The organism is Paenibacillus cisolokensis, from assembly GCF_050481165.1.
In the GTDB taxonomy this organism is placed as follows: domain Bacteria; phylum Bacillota; class Bacilli; order Paenibacillales; family Paenibacillaceae; genus Paenibacillus_AH; species Paenibacillus_AH cisolokensis.
On the sequence record NZ_JBCNFP010000188.1, the window covers coordinates 1 to 16,307 of the forward strand.

Sequence of the window (16,307 nt, forward strand, 5' to 3'; positions counted from 1 at the left end):
TTCGAAATTCAGGATAATGTAATAATAACTGACATTTTGTACAATAAAAATTCGGTTGACATCGCAGCCGTAAAGCTGATTTCGAAATGTAAGCGTATTAATCGATGTCAGATTGTCTTTAAATAGTCTATATAAAGATTTATTCCAATGAATCTAGTACAATAGCAAGTGTAAAGGTTGACCCTCTAGAAAAGTAGGCAGGTGAAGTTGTGAGAATTACTGACGTTGAACTGTTTCCGCTCAAGCTTCCGATGAAACAGCATTTTACGATCTCGAACGGAAGAGTAGGCGATGCGAGCGGCGGAGCTCCCCACGTCTACGTTCGGATTACGGCGGATAATGGCGCTATCGGCTGGGGCGAAGCAAGGCCGAGTCATCGATGGAGCTATGAAACGCTTGAAACCGTCTCCAGCACCATATCGGACTACTTGCGCCCGCTTCTGCTCGGGATGGAGGCAACCGATATCCGATCGATCCATGCGGCGATGAACAGAGAGATAAGAGCCGGGCTCGGGAGCGGACAACCGATCGCGAAAGCGGCGATCGACACGGCACTGCACGATTTGATCGGCAACGCCTTCGGTATGCCGCTCGCGCAGATGTGGCACGGTTCGCCGGCAGCAGGGATCAAGCTGTCCTATCTGATCAGCACGGCAAGCCCCGAAGAGGCCGCGGCCAAAGCGGCTTATGCCAAGGAGAACGGGTACGAAGGAGTTGATGTGAAGATCGGACTGGACCCGCAGCAGGATATCGCCATTCTGGAAGCAGTCAAGGCTGCCGCTCCCGACCTGTTCTTCCGCGTCGATGCCAATCAGGCCTACAATTTGCCGCAAGCGGTTGCCCTCGCCAAGCAGATGGAACGCATCGGCGTGGACGTGTTCGAGCAACCGCTTCCGGCGAACAATCTGCACGGGCATGCGGAGCTGAGAAAGAAGACGACGATTCCGATCGCGCTTGACGAGAGCGTCTGGACGCCCGGAGACGTCATGCAGGCGATCCGCTTGGAGGCTTGCGATACGATCGTCGTGAAGCTGACCAAAATGGGAGGCTTGAGCGGCGCGAAGCTGTGCGGAGAAATTGCGCGCGAGGCGGGTTTCGAGCTGCTGGGCGGTGGATTGACGGAGTCGACGCTCGGGCTTACGGCGAGCGCCCACCTGTTCCGGTATCTCGGCATCAAGCGGCCGGTCGACCTGAACGGTCCGATCTTCCTGGCGGACGATCCGGTGGAAGCGGGACCGGTCATCACGGAAGGCGATGTGGAGCTGCCGCAAGGCGCCGGCATCGGCTGCACGATTTCGATGGACAAGATAGAGAAATTTCGCGTTTAAACAGCCTTTCTTTTTTTTTACAATCAATAGAAAAAAATATCCAATAAAATTAAATAAAAAAGATGATTGTTTCATCCGTTTTCTTGAAATCTGTTCGTTCAAGTATGCTCTCCATTCGTTTTAACCGCTTACAGTGAACGCCGCAGGGAGGTGAGGCTCGCTTCAAGTACGGATCAAACGGAACCAATCGTTGCTTTGTCACGCTCGATCAAACAAGGGAGGGCCAAATGTCCATGAGAAAAAAATCGTATGTGCTGCTGTTATTTGTCATGATATTTTCGCTGATTATGGCGGGATGCGGAGGCGGCGCCGATTCCGGAAACGACGGCGGAACGTCCGAAAACACGAATGAAAACACAAACACAAATGCGAATGAAGGCTCGAACGAGCCGCCGAAAGAAAAAGTGGAGATTTCGTTCTGGCATACCTATACGGACGCTGACGCCGGACCGATTAACAAAGTCGTCGAGAACTTCAACAACAGCCAGGACAGCATCAAGGTCAACATTTTGGGCAACCAGGATCCGACGAAGCAATTGACCGCCATCTCCGGCGGCGCGGCGCCCGATGTGCTGCTGACCTACTGGAACAACATCGGGCCTTGGGCGACGGCCGGCGCCGTGCTGGACTTGAGCGACAGCATCGCCAAAGACGGCTTCGATACCGGCGCGATTATTCCCGCCGCGGCCGAACGGATGATGATCGACGGCAAATTTTACGCGATGCCGTTCACGATGAGTATGGCCAACTCGCTGATGTACAACAAGGCGGCTTTCGAGGAAGCGGGCATTACGGCGCCTCCGGAAACGCTGGAGCAGCTGTTCGAATACGCCAAGCAGTTGACGAAAAAAGACGATAAAGGCAACATTACGAAAATCGGCTTTATCCCTGACTATCCGTGGATCGACAACGTATTCTGGCCGATTATTTTCGGCGGCTCCTGGTACGACGAGAGCACGGGGAAAGTTACGCCGAACGCGCCGGCGAACGTCGAATCGATCGCCTATCAGCGTTCCTTCTATGAAGAATTCGGCAAAGATCAGATCGACAAGTTCAAATCCGGCATGGGCAAGCGCGGTACGCCTCAGGACCCGCTCCTGACGGGGCAGCTGGCGATGATGATCGGCTGGGAGTACAACTTTATGCCGGAGCGGGCGGAAGACGGTCCGATCGGCGTCGCTCCGTTCCCTTATCCGGAAGCCAAGCCGGAGCTGAAAGGTTCCGGTATGGTCAGCCCGCGTGCGGTGTTAATTCCCCAGAAGGCCAAACATCCGGCCGAGGCCTGGGAATTTATCAAATATTTGATGACCCAGGACGTTCAAGTTGAATTCTCGCTGGAGGCGCATGTCATTCCGACGGTCAAGTCGGCGCTGGACGATCAGCGGCTGTACACGGATGAAAACAAAACGATGCACAGCTTCTATGAAAGGGCGAAAAACGAAAATCTGAACGGGTTCCCGAACAGCTCGTATATCAATGAATATTTGCAGGCGCTGACCGAAGAGACCGAGAAAGCCTTGAAAGGCACGATCACGCCGCAGGAAGCGATGGACAACGTAGCGAAGAAAATTCAGCCGCTCGCAGATAAATAAAGAAGCGATGTGGGCCGACTTGCTCGGCCCACTTCTCAATCACCGGGAAAGGAGGCGGAGGGATGGCAGGTCAACATGATAATGCGGCCGGCATACGCAGAAGAGAACGGAAAATATTGCTGACCGGTTTATTGTTTACCGGCCCGTGGATTATCGGATTTCTCATTTTTCAATTGTATCCCATTCTCGCTTCTTTTTATTACAGCATGACGGAATACAATCTGTTTTCGCCGCCGAAATGGGTAGGGCTCGACAATTACAAGGCGCTGTTTCGGGACGAGAAATTTTATTTGTCCTTGTACAACACGCTCTATATTACCGTTTTCGGGGTCGTGCCTCATCTGGCCTACGCCCTGTTGATGGCGCTGCTGCTCAATGCGAAAGTGAAGGGACAGAGCATTTACCGCACCATTTATTTTTTGCCGACGCTCGTGCCGGCGGTAGCCGGTTCGCTGCTGTGGATGTGGCTGCTCAACTCGCAATACGGACTTGTGAATATGCTGCTGGAATACGTAGGCATTGTCGGGCCGAACTGGCTGGTCGATCCGGACTGGACCAAGCCGTCCATCGTGTTGATGGGGTTCTGGGGAACGGGCACCGTCACCGTTATGTATTTGGCCGCCCTGCAGGAAGTGCCGAAAATGTACTACGAAGCGGCCGAGATCGACGGCGCCAGCAAATGGCGGCAATTCTGGAGCATCACGCTGCCGGCGATTTCCCCGATGACGCTGTTCCAGCTGATCATGATGCTGATCGCGTCGTTTCAATATTTTACGGAAGGGATGGTCTTCGCCGAAGCTTCCCAGTCGACCGGCGGACCGGAAAATTCGCTGCTGTTCTACTCCATCTATCTCTATCAGCAAGCATTCTCTTTCCTGAATATGGGCTACGCGTCGGCCATGGCCTGGATCCTGTTCGTCGTCGTGATGCTCTGCGCGCTTGTCATTTTCAAAACATCGGCCCGGTGGGTGTACTACGGAGGTGAGAAATAATGGAAGCCCGGTCTTTGGCGGCCGAAGAGCTGCGGCTTGCCCGTTCCCGCAGGAAGAAGACGGCGAGGAAGATGCTGCGTTCGATCGGCAAACATTTCATCCTGATGCTGGCGGGCGTCTGTTTTCTCGGCCCGTTCGCCTACCTGATGCTGACTTCGGTCAAGTCGATGGACGACATTTTTGCCATACCGTTCGTATGGTGGCCGGAAGAGCTGTACTGGTCGAACTATTCCAACGCCGTCAACGCAATACCGTTTTTCCAATATACGATGAATACGCTGCTGATCTGCGTGCTGTGCGTGCTCGGGGAGCTGATCGCTTCGCCGCTGGTCGCTTACGGGTTCGCGCGTATTCCGTTCAAAGGGCGCGGCATCCTGTTCATGATCATGATGGGTACGATTATGCTGCCTGCGCAATCGACGATGGTACCGCTGTATGTGCTGTACAACAAGCTGAATCTGGTCAACACGATTTGGCCGCTCGTGCTGCCCGCATTTTTCGGCGCCGCCTATTATATTTTTCTGCTCCGCCAGTTCTTCATGGGCATTCCCTATGAAATTACCGAATCGGCGAAGATCGACGGCGCATCGGAGTTCCGGATTTATTGGCAAATGATGCTGCCGCTGTCCAAGCCGGCGCTGTTTACTGTGGGGCTGCTCGTCTTTCTCTTTTCGTGGAAAGATTACCAGCAGCCGCTTATCTACTTGAACGATCCGTCCAAATGGACGCTCTCGGTCGGACTGAAAGCGTTCATTGGCGAATATAAAGTCGAGTGGGGCATGCTGATGGCGGCTGCGGCGCTGTTTACGATCCCGATCATCATTTTGTATTTCTTCGTGCAGCGCGTCTTCATTCAAGGCATTACGCTGACGGGGTCCAAGTGACGGAAAATGGCGTGCGACCGTCTGGTAAGCGCCTGGAAAATTCCTGGAAAACGCCTGGAAAACGCTTGGTATGCGCCTGAAAAATACCCGGAAAGGAGGTGAAATGAGGTGCAATCGTTCGTTTCCGATATTGTGAAGGAATTGAAGCCTTACTTTGACGGCTTGCTCCGAACGGACCCGGCATCGGGCGGGCTCTATATGCTGGACGACGAACTGGGCGATCGGGCGAGCTGCTGCACGACCGGGCTGGCCGCCTGTTTTTACACGCTCGACGGCAAGCTGAACGGCGGAGACGGCTTCGACATCGCCCGGCGGCTTGCGGAGGACATATGGAACAGGCAGCTGCCGAGCGGCGGCTTTACGCAGCCGTATTATGCGAAGGCGGGCGAACCGCCTGTCGTCGATATCGCCGAGATCGGCGCCGTCGCGAACAGTCTGTACCATATCCATCAGGCGACGAATAGTGAAGCGGCGAAGGAGAGCCTGATTCGCGCCGCCGATTACTTGCTGACGCAAACGGTGCCGGAGCGGCCGGGCGTCGTGCTGAAGAGACCCGGCGAAAACTTCGACGTGCTGAACGGGGATATGTACGCGGCCCATACGTTCGGGAGAGCATACGAGCTGACCGGCAACCCGGTCTATCTGGAGCAGGTCGTGGCGATTTTCGGCCATCTGGCGGACCGGTTCGGCCAGAACGAGCCGGGCTGGTGGCCTTATATCGAAAACTGGGACGGCTCGGTCGTGATGGGCAACAGCGTGCTCTATCAGGCGACGATCGTCGCCTTCGCCCATACCGCGCTCCGTTTGCTGCCGGAAGAGCTGCTGGCGCGCTGGCGTCAAGTGTCCGAACAGGCCGTGGCCACGATGGTCGAAGCAATCCGGCAGCCGCCGTCCGAAGAGACGGAGGCGCCCTGGTGGACGAGGGACTGGAGCAACGGCTGGGAGCTGTACATGTCCCTGGCGCGCAGCACGGCTTCCGAACAGGTGCGGGAGATCGGGCTGAACCGTTTCCGCGAGGTCGAGACCGATTTGCGGGAGCGCGGCGTCTTGCGGTTCCGGCCGAATATTAAGCATAGCGAGCCGGACCGTGCGCTAGTTACGACGACCTTCCGCAAAGCATCCGGCTTCGCCGGCATCATCGCCTGCATGGCGCTGGACGAAGAGCCGGTATTGGAATTCAACAATAAAGGGGAGCCGATCGCATGAAGCAAATCGTCGTCAAACGGCGCGCTGCCGTGCTGGAGGAAGCGGAGAAGCCGGTGCTCAGCGACAATCCGTACCGGGTGCTGGTCAAGGTGAAATATTCTTCGATCAGCCCCGGGACGGAATTGAACATCATTCAGCATGCGGATGTCCCGGACGGGTTCAAATTAGGGTACAGCGCCTCGGGCATCGTTACGGAGGTCGGCTCCGGCGTGACGGATCTGGCCCCCGGAGATTTCGTCGCGTGCTACGGCGCGCCTTATGTCTTTCATGCCGAACAGCTTTCGGTTCCGAGGCAGCTTTGCGCGAAGCTGTCGTCGGAAGCGCGGCTGCGCGAAGCGGCTTTCGTCGGTCTCGGCTCGGTCGCCATTCATAGCGTAAGACGGATGTCGCTGCAGTTCGGGGAAACCGTATGGGTTGTCGGTCTGGGGCTTCTGGGCCAACTGATCGGCCAACTGTGCCATCAGGCGAACTATCGTGTGTTCGCCACCGACATGAATCCGGCGAGAGTCGAACTGGCCCGGGCTTGCGGGATGGAAGCTTATCCGGCCGACGACGGGCAATTGGACGAGCGGATCGGACAATTTACGGAAGGGCACGGTTTTGACGCCATCTCGCTTGTCGCTCATTCTTCGAATTCGAAAATAATCGAGTCGACGATGGAGAAGCTGGCATTCCGGGGCAAGTACGCGCTCGTCGGCAACGTGCCGATCGCCTTCCCGCGCGAGCTGTTCTTTCAGAAAGAAGCCGATTTCATCATTGCGCGGGCGGCGGGCCCCGGACGGTACGACGCGCAGTACGAGGATCAGGGCATCGATTATCCGAAATCGTATGTCCGGTGGACGGAAGGCCGGAATATGGCGGAGTTCGTCCGGCAGTTGGAAACGGGTCGGCTCGACATTGGCCGGCTGATCACGGACGAATTTTCGATTCGCGAAGTCCCGGAAGCTTATAAGGCGCTGCAGCGGGATGCAAAACAATCATTGGGCGTGCTGCTTCGCTACGATGCGTAAGACGGCAAGGCAAGCAGGAAATAAGGAAGGACTTATCGATGATCCAATCTTGATAAGGAGATGACCTTGATGTTGAAAAGAACACTGCTCAGTCTTCTCGCTGCCGCGCTGATCGGTTCGGCCGGCACGATCGGGCCCGTCCAGGCGAAGTCCGCGCCGGAACCGGAGCTTGTCAATTTGTCTCTCGGAAAAAGCTATACGCTCGAAACGCCATATCAGCTCGACAGCTTGTTCGGCAAGACGGAATCCGCGCATCCGGACGATACCGGGCGGCAATTGACCGACGGCGAATACGGGGGAACGACGTTCTCGAACCCGGCTTATGTCGGGCGGATATGGCAAGGAAGCCGGATCGTGACGATCGATCTGGAAAATCCGGCCACCGTGGAAGACATCTACGTCAACTTCCTGCAAGACAACCCGAACGGCATCTTCTTCCCGCTGAAGGTACATTTCTCCGTCTCGCTGGACGGCAGGAAGTGGGAGAAGCTGAAGGACGGCCGCAGCGCATTGCCGACGACGCTGAAAGGTCCGGCAACCCAGAAAATCGGCATCAGCGGCATCCACAAGCAAGCCCGCTATGTCAAAGTGGAATTCCCGGTGCAGTCCTGGGTGTTCCTCGACGAAATCGAGGTGCTCGGAACGCCGGACCTGTCCGGCAAAAAACCGCATCCGTCCCCTGCGGGGCCGAAGCAAGCCGGCTATCCGAAGAAAGGTTCCAAGCAGGCGGGCGGCATCAACAGCCAGGTGCTGCTGTATACCGGCGAATGGCAGTATGAGCCGGCCGACTGGATTTCGTTCACGAAGGAAGATTTGAAGCCGTACGTCGCCTATGTGGACGAAAATATGAACCGGAAAGATTTTATGTTCGACGGTTTCCTGTTTCTGCAGTACGGCCCGCTGCTGAACGGGGCCAATTACGGCGCGAGCGCGCTGCCGACGGACAAGGAGGACTGGGAGTTGACGCTTGGCCGCTTGTTCCGGGATCAATACGAGCTGGGCGCTTTGGAAGAAGCGGTCCAAGAAGCGAAAGCCGATCTGAAGAACCGGAAATATAAGGCGAAAGTCGTCATTTCGATTCCGTACCCGCGCACCGACCAGAGCGACTTCGGCGATGTGGACGGCGACGGCATCAGCGAAAACATGAACGTGCAGGAAGTCGGCGAGGAAGCGGCACTCCAGAGCCGCAAGAAGGTCGTCAAATGGTATGTCGACGAAGTGTACAAGCGCTGGAACGAAGCCGGCTATCAAAATATGGAGCTCGTCGGCTTCTATTGGTACAACGAGTTTTTGTCGAGACAGACGACGGTCAACGAGGACCGGCTGCTGCAGTGGGTGGCGGACTACGTGCATAAGAAAGGCGCCAAGCTGCAGTGGATTCCGTATTATTTCGCCCGCGGCTGGGACGACTGGAAGGCGAACGGATTCGACACGGCGCTGATGCAGCCGAACTACTCGTTCCACAATACGACGGTCGACCGGCTCGATACGATCGCGCAAGCCGCCTATGACAACGGCTTGGGCGTGGAGATGGAGCTGTCGGATGCGGTGCTTACCGATCTGGCGGCTCGAAACAAATATTACGCTTATCTCGACAAAGGCGTGGAGCACGGCTATATGAACTCGTTCACTGCGTTCTATCAGCAGGTCAAGACGCTGAAGAAGGCGGCGGAGTCCGCCGATCCCGCGGCGCGCGAAGTGTATGACAAAACATATCAATTCATAAAAGGCACATACGGACAATAAACGGCCATCGCCCTATCCAACGAACGGATAGGGCGATGATTCTTTTCGGGGCCGCTCCACCTCGCGGACAGCCGCCGCTTTAGGACCGTCCGCTCCGGTACTCCGTCGGCGAAACGCCGGTATATTTCTTGAACTGCTTATAGAAGTATCCGGGTTCCAAATAGCCGATATGACGGGAAATGTCGCTTGTCTTCATCGCGGTGGTCTTCAGCAGCTTCTGCGCTTTCTTGATCCGGAACGAATTGACGTAATCGGAGAAGCTCTTTCCCGTCTCCTTCTGAAACAGCTGGCCGAGATAGAACGGGTGGATGTTCAAAGACTGGGCGAGCGTCTTCAGCGACAGCTCCTCCGCATACCGCGTCTCGATGTGGCGGAGCACCTGCTTGACGACCGGACTGAACTCGTCATCCTCGACCGACAGGTAGTCGATCGCGGAACCGACGATAAATTTGACATGCGCCACCAATTGGCCGATCGTATGCGCTTTGAACAGCGCGGTGAACAGCTGCTTGTAGCCGCTCGTCGCCAGCTCGTGGTTCAGCTTGTTGTCCCGTACGACCTGCTTCGTGCACAGAATCAGATCAACGGCGCAGTTGTGAATATGAGCGGGAGAAACCGTTTCCATCGATTGCAAATCCGCGAACAGCTTGTCGATGTAGGCGTACACCGCCCGTTTGTCCTTGGCAAGCAGCAGCTGCTCGTATTCGAGCAGATCGACGGCTGCGGAGCCGGCCTTGGCGTCGGCGGCGGCCATGCGGTCGTAGCGGATAATGTCGTCTCCCGCATTCGTCAGAAAATATTCCTGCAGCCGTTTCGCATGGTCGTAGCTTTGCGAAACGCCCAAATATCCGGATTCCGCGCTTCCGAGCGTAATGAGCGCCTGAATGCCCGGCTTCCGCAATTGCTGCCGGATTCGGTCAAGCAGCGCCAGCGCTTCCGCCTGTCCGGCTTCGGGCGCGGGGCCGGTGAAGATCAGGATGACGTCGCCGTCCAGATCGCGGAAGCAGCAGACGTTCCCCGCTGCGCCGTCGGCCAGCGCCCGGCTGACCCGGTACGCTTCATTGCCGTCCTCCGGCTCCCGCAGTCCGGCGGCGCTCCCGGTGTCCCCTTCGGGGGAGCCGCCGTCGCCGCCTGCCACGAGCTTGATCGTGGCCACCGCGTAGAACGGGTTGTCTGCCGGAATGTCCAGCAGCTGCAGCCGCGTTTTCAGCTCCGTAGGGTCAATCTTGCCGGTCACCCAGCGGTTCATGACGTTGTCCCGCAAAATGTCGAGCTCGCTCTGGCGGACGAACGCCTGCCGGTCGGCGTTCTCGAGCTTCTGCACCGTGCTTGCGACCGTCTCCGTCAATTCCTTGATGTTGACCGGCTTGAGCAAATAATTTTCGATGCCGAGACGCATTCCTTCTTTTACATATTCGAATTCGTTGTAACCGCTCAGGACGATGTATTTCATATCCGGAAACAGCGGCTTCAGCTTCCCGATCAATTCCAGGCCGCTCATCTCGGGCATCATAATGTCCGTCATCAGGATGTCCGCCCCCGTATGGCGCAGCGCCTCGAAAGCTTCCGGGCCGCTTGCCGCTTTGCCGGAGAGCGTAATGCCGAATTCCTCCCAGTCGATTACGGTTGACAATCCTTCAAGTATAAACGGTTCGTCATCGACAATAAACAGTCTACGCACTTGAATGCCCCCTTGGACTTGCAGGTATGGTCATGGTGATGGCAGCACCCTGCCGGTGCGCTCCGTCGATTTGCAGCCCGTACGCGCTGCCGAAGCATATTTTGATCCGCTCGTGGACATTGGTCAGGCCGATCGAATCGGAAGCGTGCGGCGAAGGCTCGCGCAGTCTGCGCCGCAGCTCTTCCAGCTTCTCCGGCTCGATGCCGTTTCCGTTGTCGCGGACGGTAATCTTGAGCAGGTCGCCTTCCGGCTCGGCCTCAATCCGCAGACGGTTGTCGGTCCGGGACATGACCAGGCCGTGCACGACATAGTTTTCGACGAGCGGCTGCAGCGAAAGCTTGAGAACCGGAACATTCATCCACTCCGGCTCGATATCGATCTCGTACGTGAAATTGTTCATATACCGGATGCGGAACAGATCGAGATACAAGCTGCAGTATTCGAGCTCGTCCGCCAGCGTGACGATCGTGTCCTTCCTGACGGAATACCGGAACAACGTTGCCAGCAAATAGATCATTTCGCCGACGTCGTCGGCTTTTTTGGACAGCGCCCGCATGCGGATCGCCTCGAGCGTGTTGTACATGAAATGAGGCTTGATCTGCGCCTGGAACGCGACGAGCTCGGCCTGCTTCTGCCTGATTTCGGATTTGTAGACGCGGTCGATATATTGCGTCAAATCTTCGCACATTTGATTGAACCGCCTGGAGATCTGGTACAGCTCGTCTTCTTTCTCAAGCGGCAGCCGCACGGACAAGTCGCCGTCCTGCAGCTTCTTCATCGCCTGCACAATGACGTTCGTTCTTCGGGAGAACGTGACGATCGTGAAATAGGTAAGCGCTACCGCCGTCATGATGCAGGCGATCGTGACGAGGAACAGCGCGTTCTTCAATCCTTTCAGCTGTCCGGCGATTTCCGATTTCGGCACGATGCCGGCGATATAGAAGCCGAACCGGTTGGCCGTGTGCACGTTCAAATAAGCTTCTTCCTCGAAACGCTGCGTCGGAGAAGCGGATTGAACGGAGGCGAAATACGGATACTTTTGCCCGTAATATCGGTTCGAGGAATCGAATACGACGTCGCCTTCGGGCGTCAATACGACGACGTAGCCTTTCATTTCGGCGCGCTTGCTCTGGAACGACTGATAAATGCCGTCCGAATCGTAATCGATGATCAGATGGCCGACGATTTTGCGCGTCGTCAGGTCGGTAATGTTGCTGATCGTCGTGATGCTCTTCTTCGTGATGATATGCTCGTTCAGCGCCTCTTGCAGCTCGGCGCCGGTCTGGTAGTAATACTGCGTATCCCGGCTCAAAACATAAAGGAACTTTTTGCTTGTGCTGTAAAGCGAGATGGTGCGGATGCCGGGATTGTTGGCCAGTTGAAGACGCAGGTAGGACCCGATATCGAGCGGCCGGACGCCGGTATCGATATATTGCTGCAGCCGCTTGTACAAGTATTGCGAAAAGTCGTTTTGCAGAAACGACAGCACCTCGCCGGACAAGAGCGACGATTCGTTCCGGTAAATTTGCTGGGTAATGTTTTGCGAGATCGCGTAGCGGGCGTCCAAATAATTGCCGATATCGGCCAATATTTGTTTGTTCAGCTCCAGCTCCTTGTTTACTTGGCCGTCGGCCAAATACGTATAGACGAATCCGGATAATGTCGCGAGGGACAGAATCGTGATCACGGAATAAGTGAGCAATATTTTGTTGAACAGCTTTTGTCTGAAGTGCCTTTTATAGAAATCAGCGATGACGGTCATGTTGTTGTGCACCCTTTATCGCGCTTTCGGCGACGTTTTCGTATGCGCTTTCAAAGCTGAGGTACCGGTGTTTTCCCTCATGTATAACTGTATCACAAATCGCGGCGTTTGGCGGAAGCCCCAAAGCGGTTTTTTTGATTTGTCCATCTTACTTTTGATTTTTTCACTTTTGGCAACGTTTGCAGTGGAGTACATTATTTCATGCAACCTTTAAATCAGGCAAGGGGGGGACAACATTGGGGAGCTTGATGCGCTGGCTGAGAACGGTTAACCGGAACATGGCGCTGCTCATCATGGTGCTGCCGGGGGCCGTCTGGTTTTTGCTTTTCTGTTATTTGCCGATGCCGGGAGTCATTCTCGCCTTCAAAAACTACAGGTTTAGCCGCGACGGTTTTCTGGCCAGCATAATCCAAAGCGAGTGGGTCGGATTCAAAAACTTCGAGTATTTGTTCAAGACGGAGGACGCCTACATTATCGTCCGGAACACCGTGCTGTACAACGCCGTCTTTATCGTGCTCGGGACCGCCTTGTCCGTGTTTGTCGCCATTCTCATTCATGAGATCGCGAACAAGAAGCTGGCGAAAATATATCAGACGGGGATGTTTTTGCCGCATTTTCTGTCCTGGGTTATCGTGAGCTATTTCGTGTTCAGCTTTTTGAGTGTCGACAAAGGGGTGCTGAATCAGCTGCTCCGCTATTTCGGCGCCGATCCGGTGTACTGGTATTCGGAAACGAAGTATTGGCCTTTTATTCTCGTCATCGTCTATTTGTGGAAAAGCGTCGGTTACGGCAGCGTCATCTATCTGGCTGCGATTGTCGGTATCGACAAGTCGTATTACGAGGCGGCGATGATCGACGGGGCCAACAAATGGCAGCAAATTTGCCGAATTACGGTGCCGATGATTATGCCGGTCATCATCATTATGTTCATCCTGGCGATCGGGGGCATATTCCGGGCGGACTTCGGGCTGTTCTACCAGGTGCCGCGCGATACGGGAGCGCTGTATCCGGTAACGAACGTCATCGATACATTCGTATACCGCGGACTGAAGGTGACGGGAGATATCGGCATGAGTACGGCGGCCGGTCTCTATCAAGCCGTGGTCGGCTTTGTGCTCGTGATCACCACGAACTTCATCGTCCGGAAAATCAACAAGGAACAGGCGTTGTTCTGAACCGAAAGGAGGATTTCCCAAAATGAACAACAGCGCGGTGCTGCAGCATGACGGGGGAAGACCGGGCCGGCGGAAAAAGCTGCGGAACATTCATCAGCTGCCGCCGTTCTGGAACATGCTGGCCCATCTGGCGATCGGCCTGTTCTCCTTCAGCTGCGTATATCCGTTTCTGTTCGTCATCGTCATTTCGCTAACGGACGAGACGACGCTGGCAAAGAACGGGTACAGCATTTTTCCCGAAAAATGGTCGCTGGACGCGTACGCCTATGTTTTCAAAACCGGCGATCAGCTGCTTCGCTCCTATGGCGTGACCTTTTTTGTGACCGTTGTCGGAACGATTCTTTCCGTCGCCATCGTGGCGCTATACGCTTATGCGATTTCACGGAATTATTTCCGCTTCAGAGGGTTTTTCTCCTTTATCGCGTTTTTCACGATGCTGTTCGGCGGCGGTCTCGTTCCCTCGTATATCGTCGCGACGCAAGTGCTGCATTTGAAGGATACGCTCTGGGCGCTCATCCTGCCGATGAGCGTAAGCGCCTTCTCGGTGCTGATTATGCGGACGTTCTTCCGGACGATGGTGCCCGATGCGATCATCGAATCGGGCAAAATCGACGGAGCCGGCGAATTCCGGGTATTTTTTCACCTGGTGCTGCCCATATCGCTGCCGGGCCTGGCGACGATCGGGCTGTTCAGCGCGCTCGGTTACTGGAACGACTGGTTTCACGCGCTGCTCTATATCGACAATCCGAATTTGCTGCCGCTGCAGTCGCTCCTGATGAAGATCGAGACGAACATTCAGTTCATTTTGCAAAATTCGACGGTCGCGAACACGACGGAGCGGGCGTCGATCGCCAGATCGCTGCCGGCGGAAACGACGCGGATGGCGATGGTCGTGCTGGCCACCTTGCCGATCGTATTCGCGTATCCGTTCTTCCAGCGTTATTTCGTGCAAGGGCTGACGATCGGCGCCGTGAAGGAGTAAAAGCCGGTCAGCGGATGCTGCCAGCGATTTTTCCAGCGATTAAAGCGTAGAATCCCGACGGATTCCGCGTTTTAATATAATTGGTTATAGAAAAGGGAGGAAAACAAACATGAAGAGAAAAAGCTTGCTGCTCGCCTTGGCCATGCTGCTGCTCACGGTTGTCGTGCTGTCCGCATGCGGCGGGAACGGCAAGGGGAACGAAGGCTCCGGCGGAGACAACGCGTCCGCGGAGAACGGAGCGAACGAAGGCGCAGAGGAAACCGCTCACCTGATCTGGTATACGATCGGCGGGCCTCAGCGGGATCTGGATAAAGTCGTGGACGAAGCCAACAAATATTTGAAAGAAAAAATCAATACGACGATCGAGATCAAGCTGATCGACTGGGGCGACTACACGCAAAAAATGCAAGTGATCGCCGCATCGGGCGAGCCGTTCGACATCGCCTTCACCTCTTCCTGGGCATTCCCTTACGTGGAAAACGCAAGAAAAGGATATTTCCTTGAGCTGGACGAGCTTCTGGACCAATACGGTCAAGGCATCAAGGAGGTGCTGAACCCGGCGTTTCTGGAAGGCTCCAAGGTGAACGGCCACAACTATGCGATTCCGACCAACAAGGAGCTGCCGGCGCAAGCGGTATGGCGCTTCAATAAAGAGCTGGCCGACAAATACAATCTGAACATCTCCGAAGCGACGACGCTCGAAAGTCTGGAGCCGATGCTGAAAAAAGTGAAGGAAGGCGAACCGGACATTTATCCGATTCCGTCGAACATCGGTCCGTTCCTGCCGTATGACTTCGTGCTCGAAGGCATTCCGGTCGGCGTGAAGCTGGATACGACCGATTACAAAGTGGTCAACGTATGGGATACGCCGGAAGCGAAGCAAACGTTCGAGACGATGCGCAAATATTATCTTGCGGGCTACCTGCCGCCTGACGTCGCGACGAAACAAGGCGACGAGCATTTGAAAACCGGCAAATGGCTTGTCGACAAGCAGCATACGGTGCCGTTCGCGGATATTCTGTGGACAAACGAGATGCAGTATCCGATCGCGTCCACGCCGATTCACGAGCCGATCGTGTTCAACTGGTCGGTAACCGGCTCCATGCAGGCGATTTCGGCCAATACGAAATATCCGAAGCAAGCGATGCAGTTCCTCAACTTGCTCAATACCGATCCGTACTTGCGCAACCTGCTCAACTACGGTATCGAAGGGGTGCACTACAACAAGCTGTCCGAAGATACGTACGAGCCGATTCCGGATTCCGGCTATTCGATGGCGTCGTTTACGCTCGGCAACATGTTCCTGCTTTACAAGCTGAAAGATGATCCGGCCGACAAATGGGAACAATACGAAGCGTTCAACAACTCGGCGAAGAACGCTCCGCTGCTCGGCTTCCAATTCGACCCGACGAACGTCATGACCGAGCTGGCCAACGTGAAAAACGCGGTCGACGAGTTCGGTCCGGCGTTGAACACGGGCTCCGTCGACCCGGCCGAAATGCTTCCGAAAGCGATCGAGAAACTGAAAGCGCAAGGTCTGGACAAAATCATCGCAGAGGTGCAAAAGCAGCTCGACGAATGGCGTGCAAGCAAATAACGTAGAAGGCGACCGGACCGGCCGCGCCGATCACCTTGGACGATTCGATGGCTATAACAAGCATGAAAGAGAGGGCCGCCCGAAAGCGGCCCTCTCTTTCTTGTGCACGCGCAGCCGCGCGGCTGGGGCCGCGCGGGCGCCTGGGCGGCTGGGGCCGCGCGTGTGTGGCCGCGCGAGCGGATAGGGCCCTGCAGGTGCGCAATGGCCGCGCGTGTGTGGCCGCGCGAGCGGATAGGGCCTTGCAGGTGCGCAAAGAGGCGTGCGGTCGGTAGCGTTAATCCAGCCCACCTATTCGATTAAAAGGTTCGTTAAGTTTCCATTAGGGATCTAAGATCTAGCTATGATGAACGTA

The 16,307-nt window shown here is 55.6% G+C and carries 12 protein-coding genes; 10 read left to right on the plus strand and 2 right to left on the minus strand.

What is annotated here, in order from left to right; translation table 11 throughout:
* Positions 1-209: 209 nt before the first annotated feature.
* The 7 genes from ABEV74_RS22770 (at position 210) to ABEV74_RS22800 (ending at position 8,758) form a co-directional block, all read left to right on the plus strand.
* Complete coding sequence (locus ABEV74_RS22770; protein WP_430149931.1) at positions 210-1,328, plus strand: mandelate racemase/muconate lactonizing enzyme family protein; 1,119 nt, start codon at positions 210-212, stop codon at positions 1,326-1,328.
* 233 nt (positions 1,329-1,561) lie between these two features.
* Positions 1,562-2,920 carry an ABC transporter substrate-binding protein gene (locus ABEV74_RS22775; protein WP_430149934.1) on the plus strand — a complete coding sequence of 453 codons (1,359 nt, stop codon included), beginning with the start codon at positions 1,562-1,564 and terminating at the stop codon, positions 2,918-2,920.
* 62 nt (positions 2,921-2,982) lie between these two features.
* Complete coding sequence (locus tag ABEV74_RS22780; protein WP_430149937.1) at positions 2,983-3,912, plus strand: carbohydrate ABC transporter permease; 930 nt, start codon at positions 2,983-2,985, stop codon at positions 3,910-3,912.
* Positions 3,912-4,796: a carbohydrate ABC transporter permease gene (locus ABEV74_RS22785; protein ID WP_062494388.1), complete on the plus strand. Its 885-nt coding sequence runs from the start codon at positions 3,912-3,914 to the stop codon at positions 4,794-4,796. Before ABEV74_RS22780 ends, ABEV74_RS22785 begins: the two co-directional genes overlap by 1 nt.
* Before the next feature lie 108 nt (positions 4,797-4,904).
* Positions 4,905-6,002, plus strand: a complete 1,098-nt coding sequence (locus tag ABEV74_RS22790) for a glycoside hydrolase family protein (RefSeq protein WP_430149940.1) — start codon at positions 4,905-4,907, stop codon at positions 6,000-6,002.
* Positions 5,999-7,012: a zinc-dependent alcohol dehydrogenase gene (locus tag ABEV74_RS22795; protein WP_430149942.1), complete on the plus strand. Its 1,014-nt coding sequence runs from the start codon at positions 5,999-6,001 to the stop codon at positions 7,010-7,012. Before ABEV74_RS22790 ends, ABEV74_RS22795 begins: the two co-directional genes overlap by 4 nt.
* A gap of 69 nt (positions 7,013-7,081) precedes the next feature.
* Positions 7,082-8,758: a DUF4855 domain-containing protein gene (locus ABEV74_RS22800; protein WP_430149945.1), complete on the plus strand. Its 1,677-nt coding sequence runs from the start codon at positions 7,082-7,084 to the stop codon at positions 8,756-8,758.
* Between the two features lie 79 nt (positions 8,759-8,837).
* On the opposite strand, the gene ABEV74_RS22805 is transcribed toward ABEV74_RS22800, so the two are convergent.
* Both ABEV74_RS22805 and ABEV74_RS22810 read right to left on the minus strand, forming a co-directional pair.
* A complete protein-coding gene (locus ABEV74_RS22805) occupies positions 8,838-10,439 on the minus strand; it encodes a response regulator (RefSeq protein ID WP_430149948.1) in 1,602 nt (533 codons plus the stop codon).
* Complete coding sequence (locus ABEV74_RS22810; protein WP_430149951.1) at positions 10,432-12,201, minus strand: sensor histidine kinase; 1,770 nt, start codon at positions 12,199-12,201, stop codon at positions 10,432-10,434. The genes ABEV74_RS22805 and ABEV74_RS22810 overlap by 8 nt, the downstream gene beginning before the upstream one ends.
* 236 nt (positions 12,202-12,437) lie before the next feature.
* Here ABEV74_RS22810 and ABEV74_RS22815 point away from each other — a divergent pair, with 236 nt between their 5' ends.
* The 3 genes from ABEV74_RS22815 (at position 12,438) to ABEV74_RS22825 (ending at position 15,955) form a co-directional block, all read left to right on the plus strand.
* Positions 12,438-13,376: an ABC transporter permease gene (locus tag ABEV74_RS22815; RefSeq protein WP_430149954.1), complete on the plus strand. Its 939-nt coding sequence runs from the start codon at positions 12,438-12,440 to the stop codon at positions 13,374-13,376.
* Positions 13,377-13,491: 115 nt separating this feature from the next.
* Positions 13,492-14,358 (plus strand): carbohydrate ABC transporter permease, encoded by an 867-nt coding sequence (locus ABEV74_RS22820; protein ID WP_430149957.1) that lies wholly within the window; start codon positions 13,492-13,494, stop codon positions 14,356-14,358.
* Between the two features lie 109 nt (positions 14,359-14,467).
* Entirely contained in the window at positions 14,468-15,955 is a 1,488-nt protein-coding gene (locus ABEV74_RS22825; protein WP_062494370.1) for an ABC transporter substrate-binding protein, read from the plus strand.
* Positions 15,956-16,307: the final 352 nt, after the last annotated feature.

Coding starts and splice junctions, on each gene's coding strand:
- ABEV74_RS22775 (WP_430149934.1), top strand. CDS start 1,562: ATGAGAAAAAAATCGTATGTGCTGCTGTTATTTGTCATGATATTTTCG.
- ABEV74_RS22780 (WP_430149937.1), top strand. CDS start 2,983: ATGGCAGGTCAACATGATAATGCGGCCGGCATACGCAGAAGAGAACGG.
- ABEV74_RS22785 (WP_062494388.1), top strand. CDS start 3,912: ATGGAAGCCCGGTCTTTGGCGGCCGAAGAGCTGCGGCTTGCCCGTTCC.
- ABEV74_RS22795 (WP_430149942.1), top strand. CDS start 5,999: ATGAAGCAAATCGTCGTCAAACGGCGCGCTGCCGTGCTGGAGGAAGCG.
- ABEV74_RS22800 (WP_430149945.1), top strand. CDS start 7,082: ATGTTGAAAAGAACACTGCTCAGTCTTCTCGCTGCCGCGCTGATCGGT.
- ABEV74_RS22810 (WP_430149951.1), bottom strand. CDS start 12,201: ATGACCGTCATCGCTGATTTCTATAAAAGGCACTTCAGACAAAAGCTG.
- ABEV74_RS22820 (WP_430149957.1), top strand. CDS start 13,492: ATGCTGGCCCATCTGGCGATCGGCCTGTTCTCCTTCAGCTGCGTATAT.
- ABEV74_RS22825 (WP_062494370.1), top strand. CDS start 14,468: ATGAAGAGAAAAAGCTTGCTGCTCGCCTTGGCCATGCTGCTGCTCACG.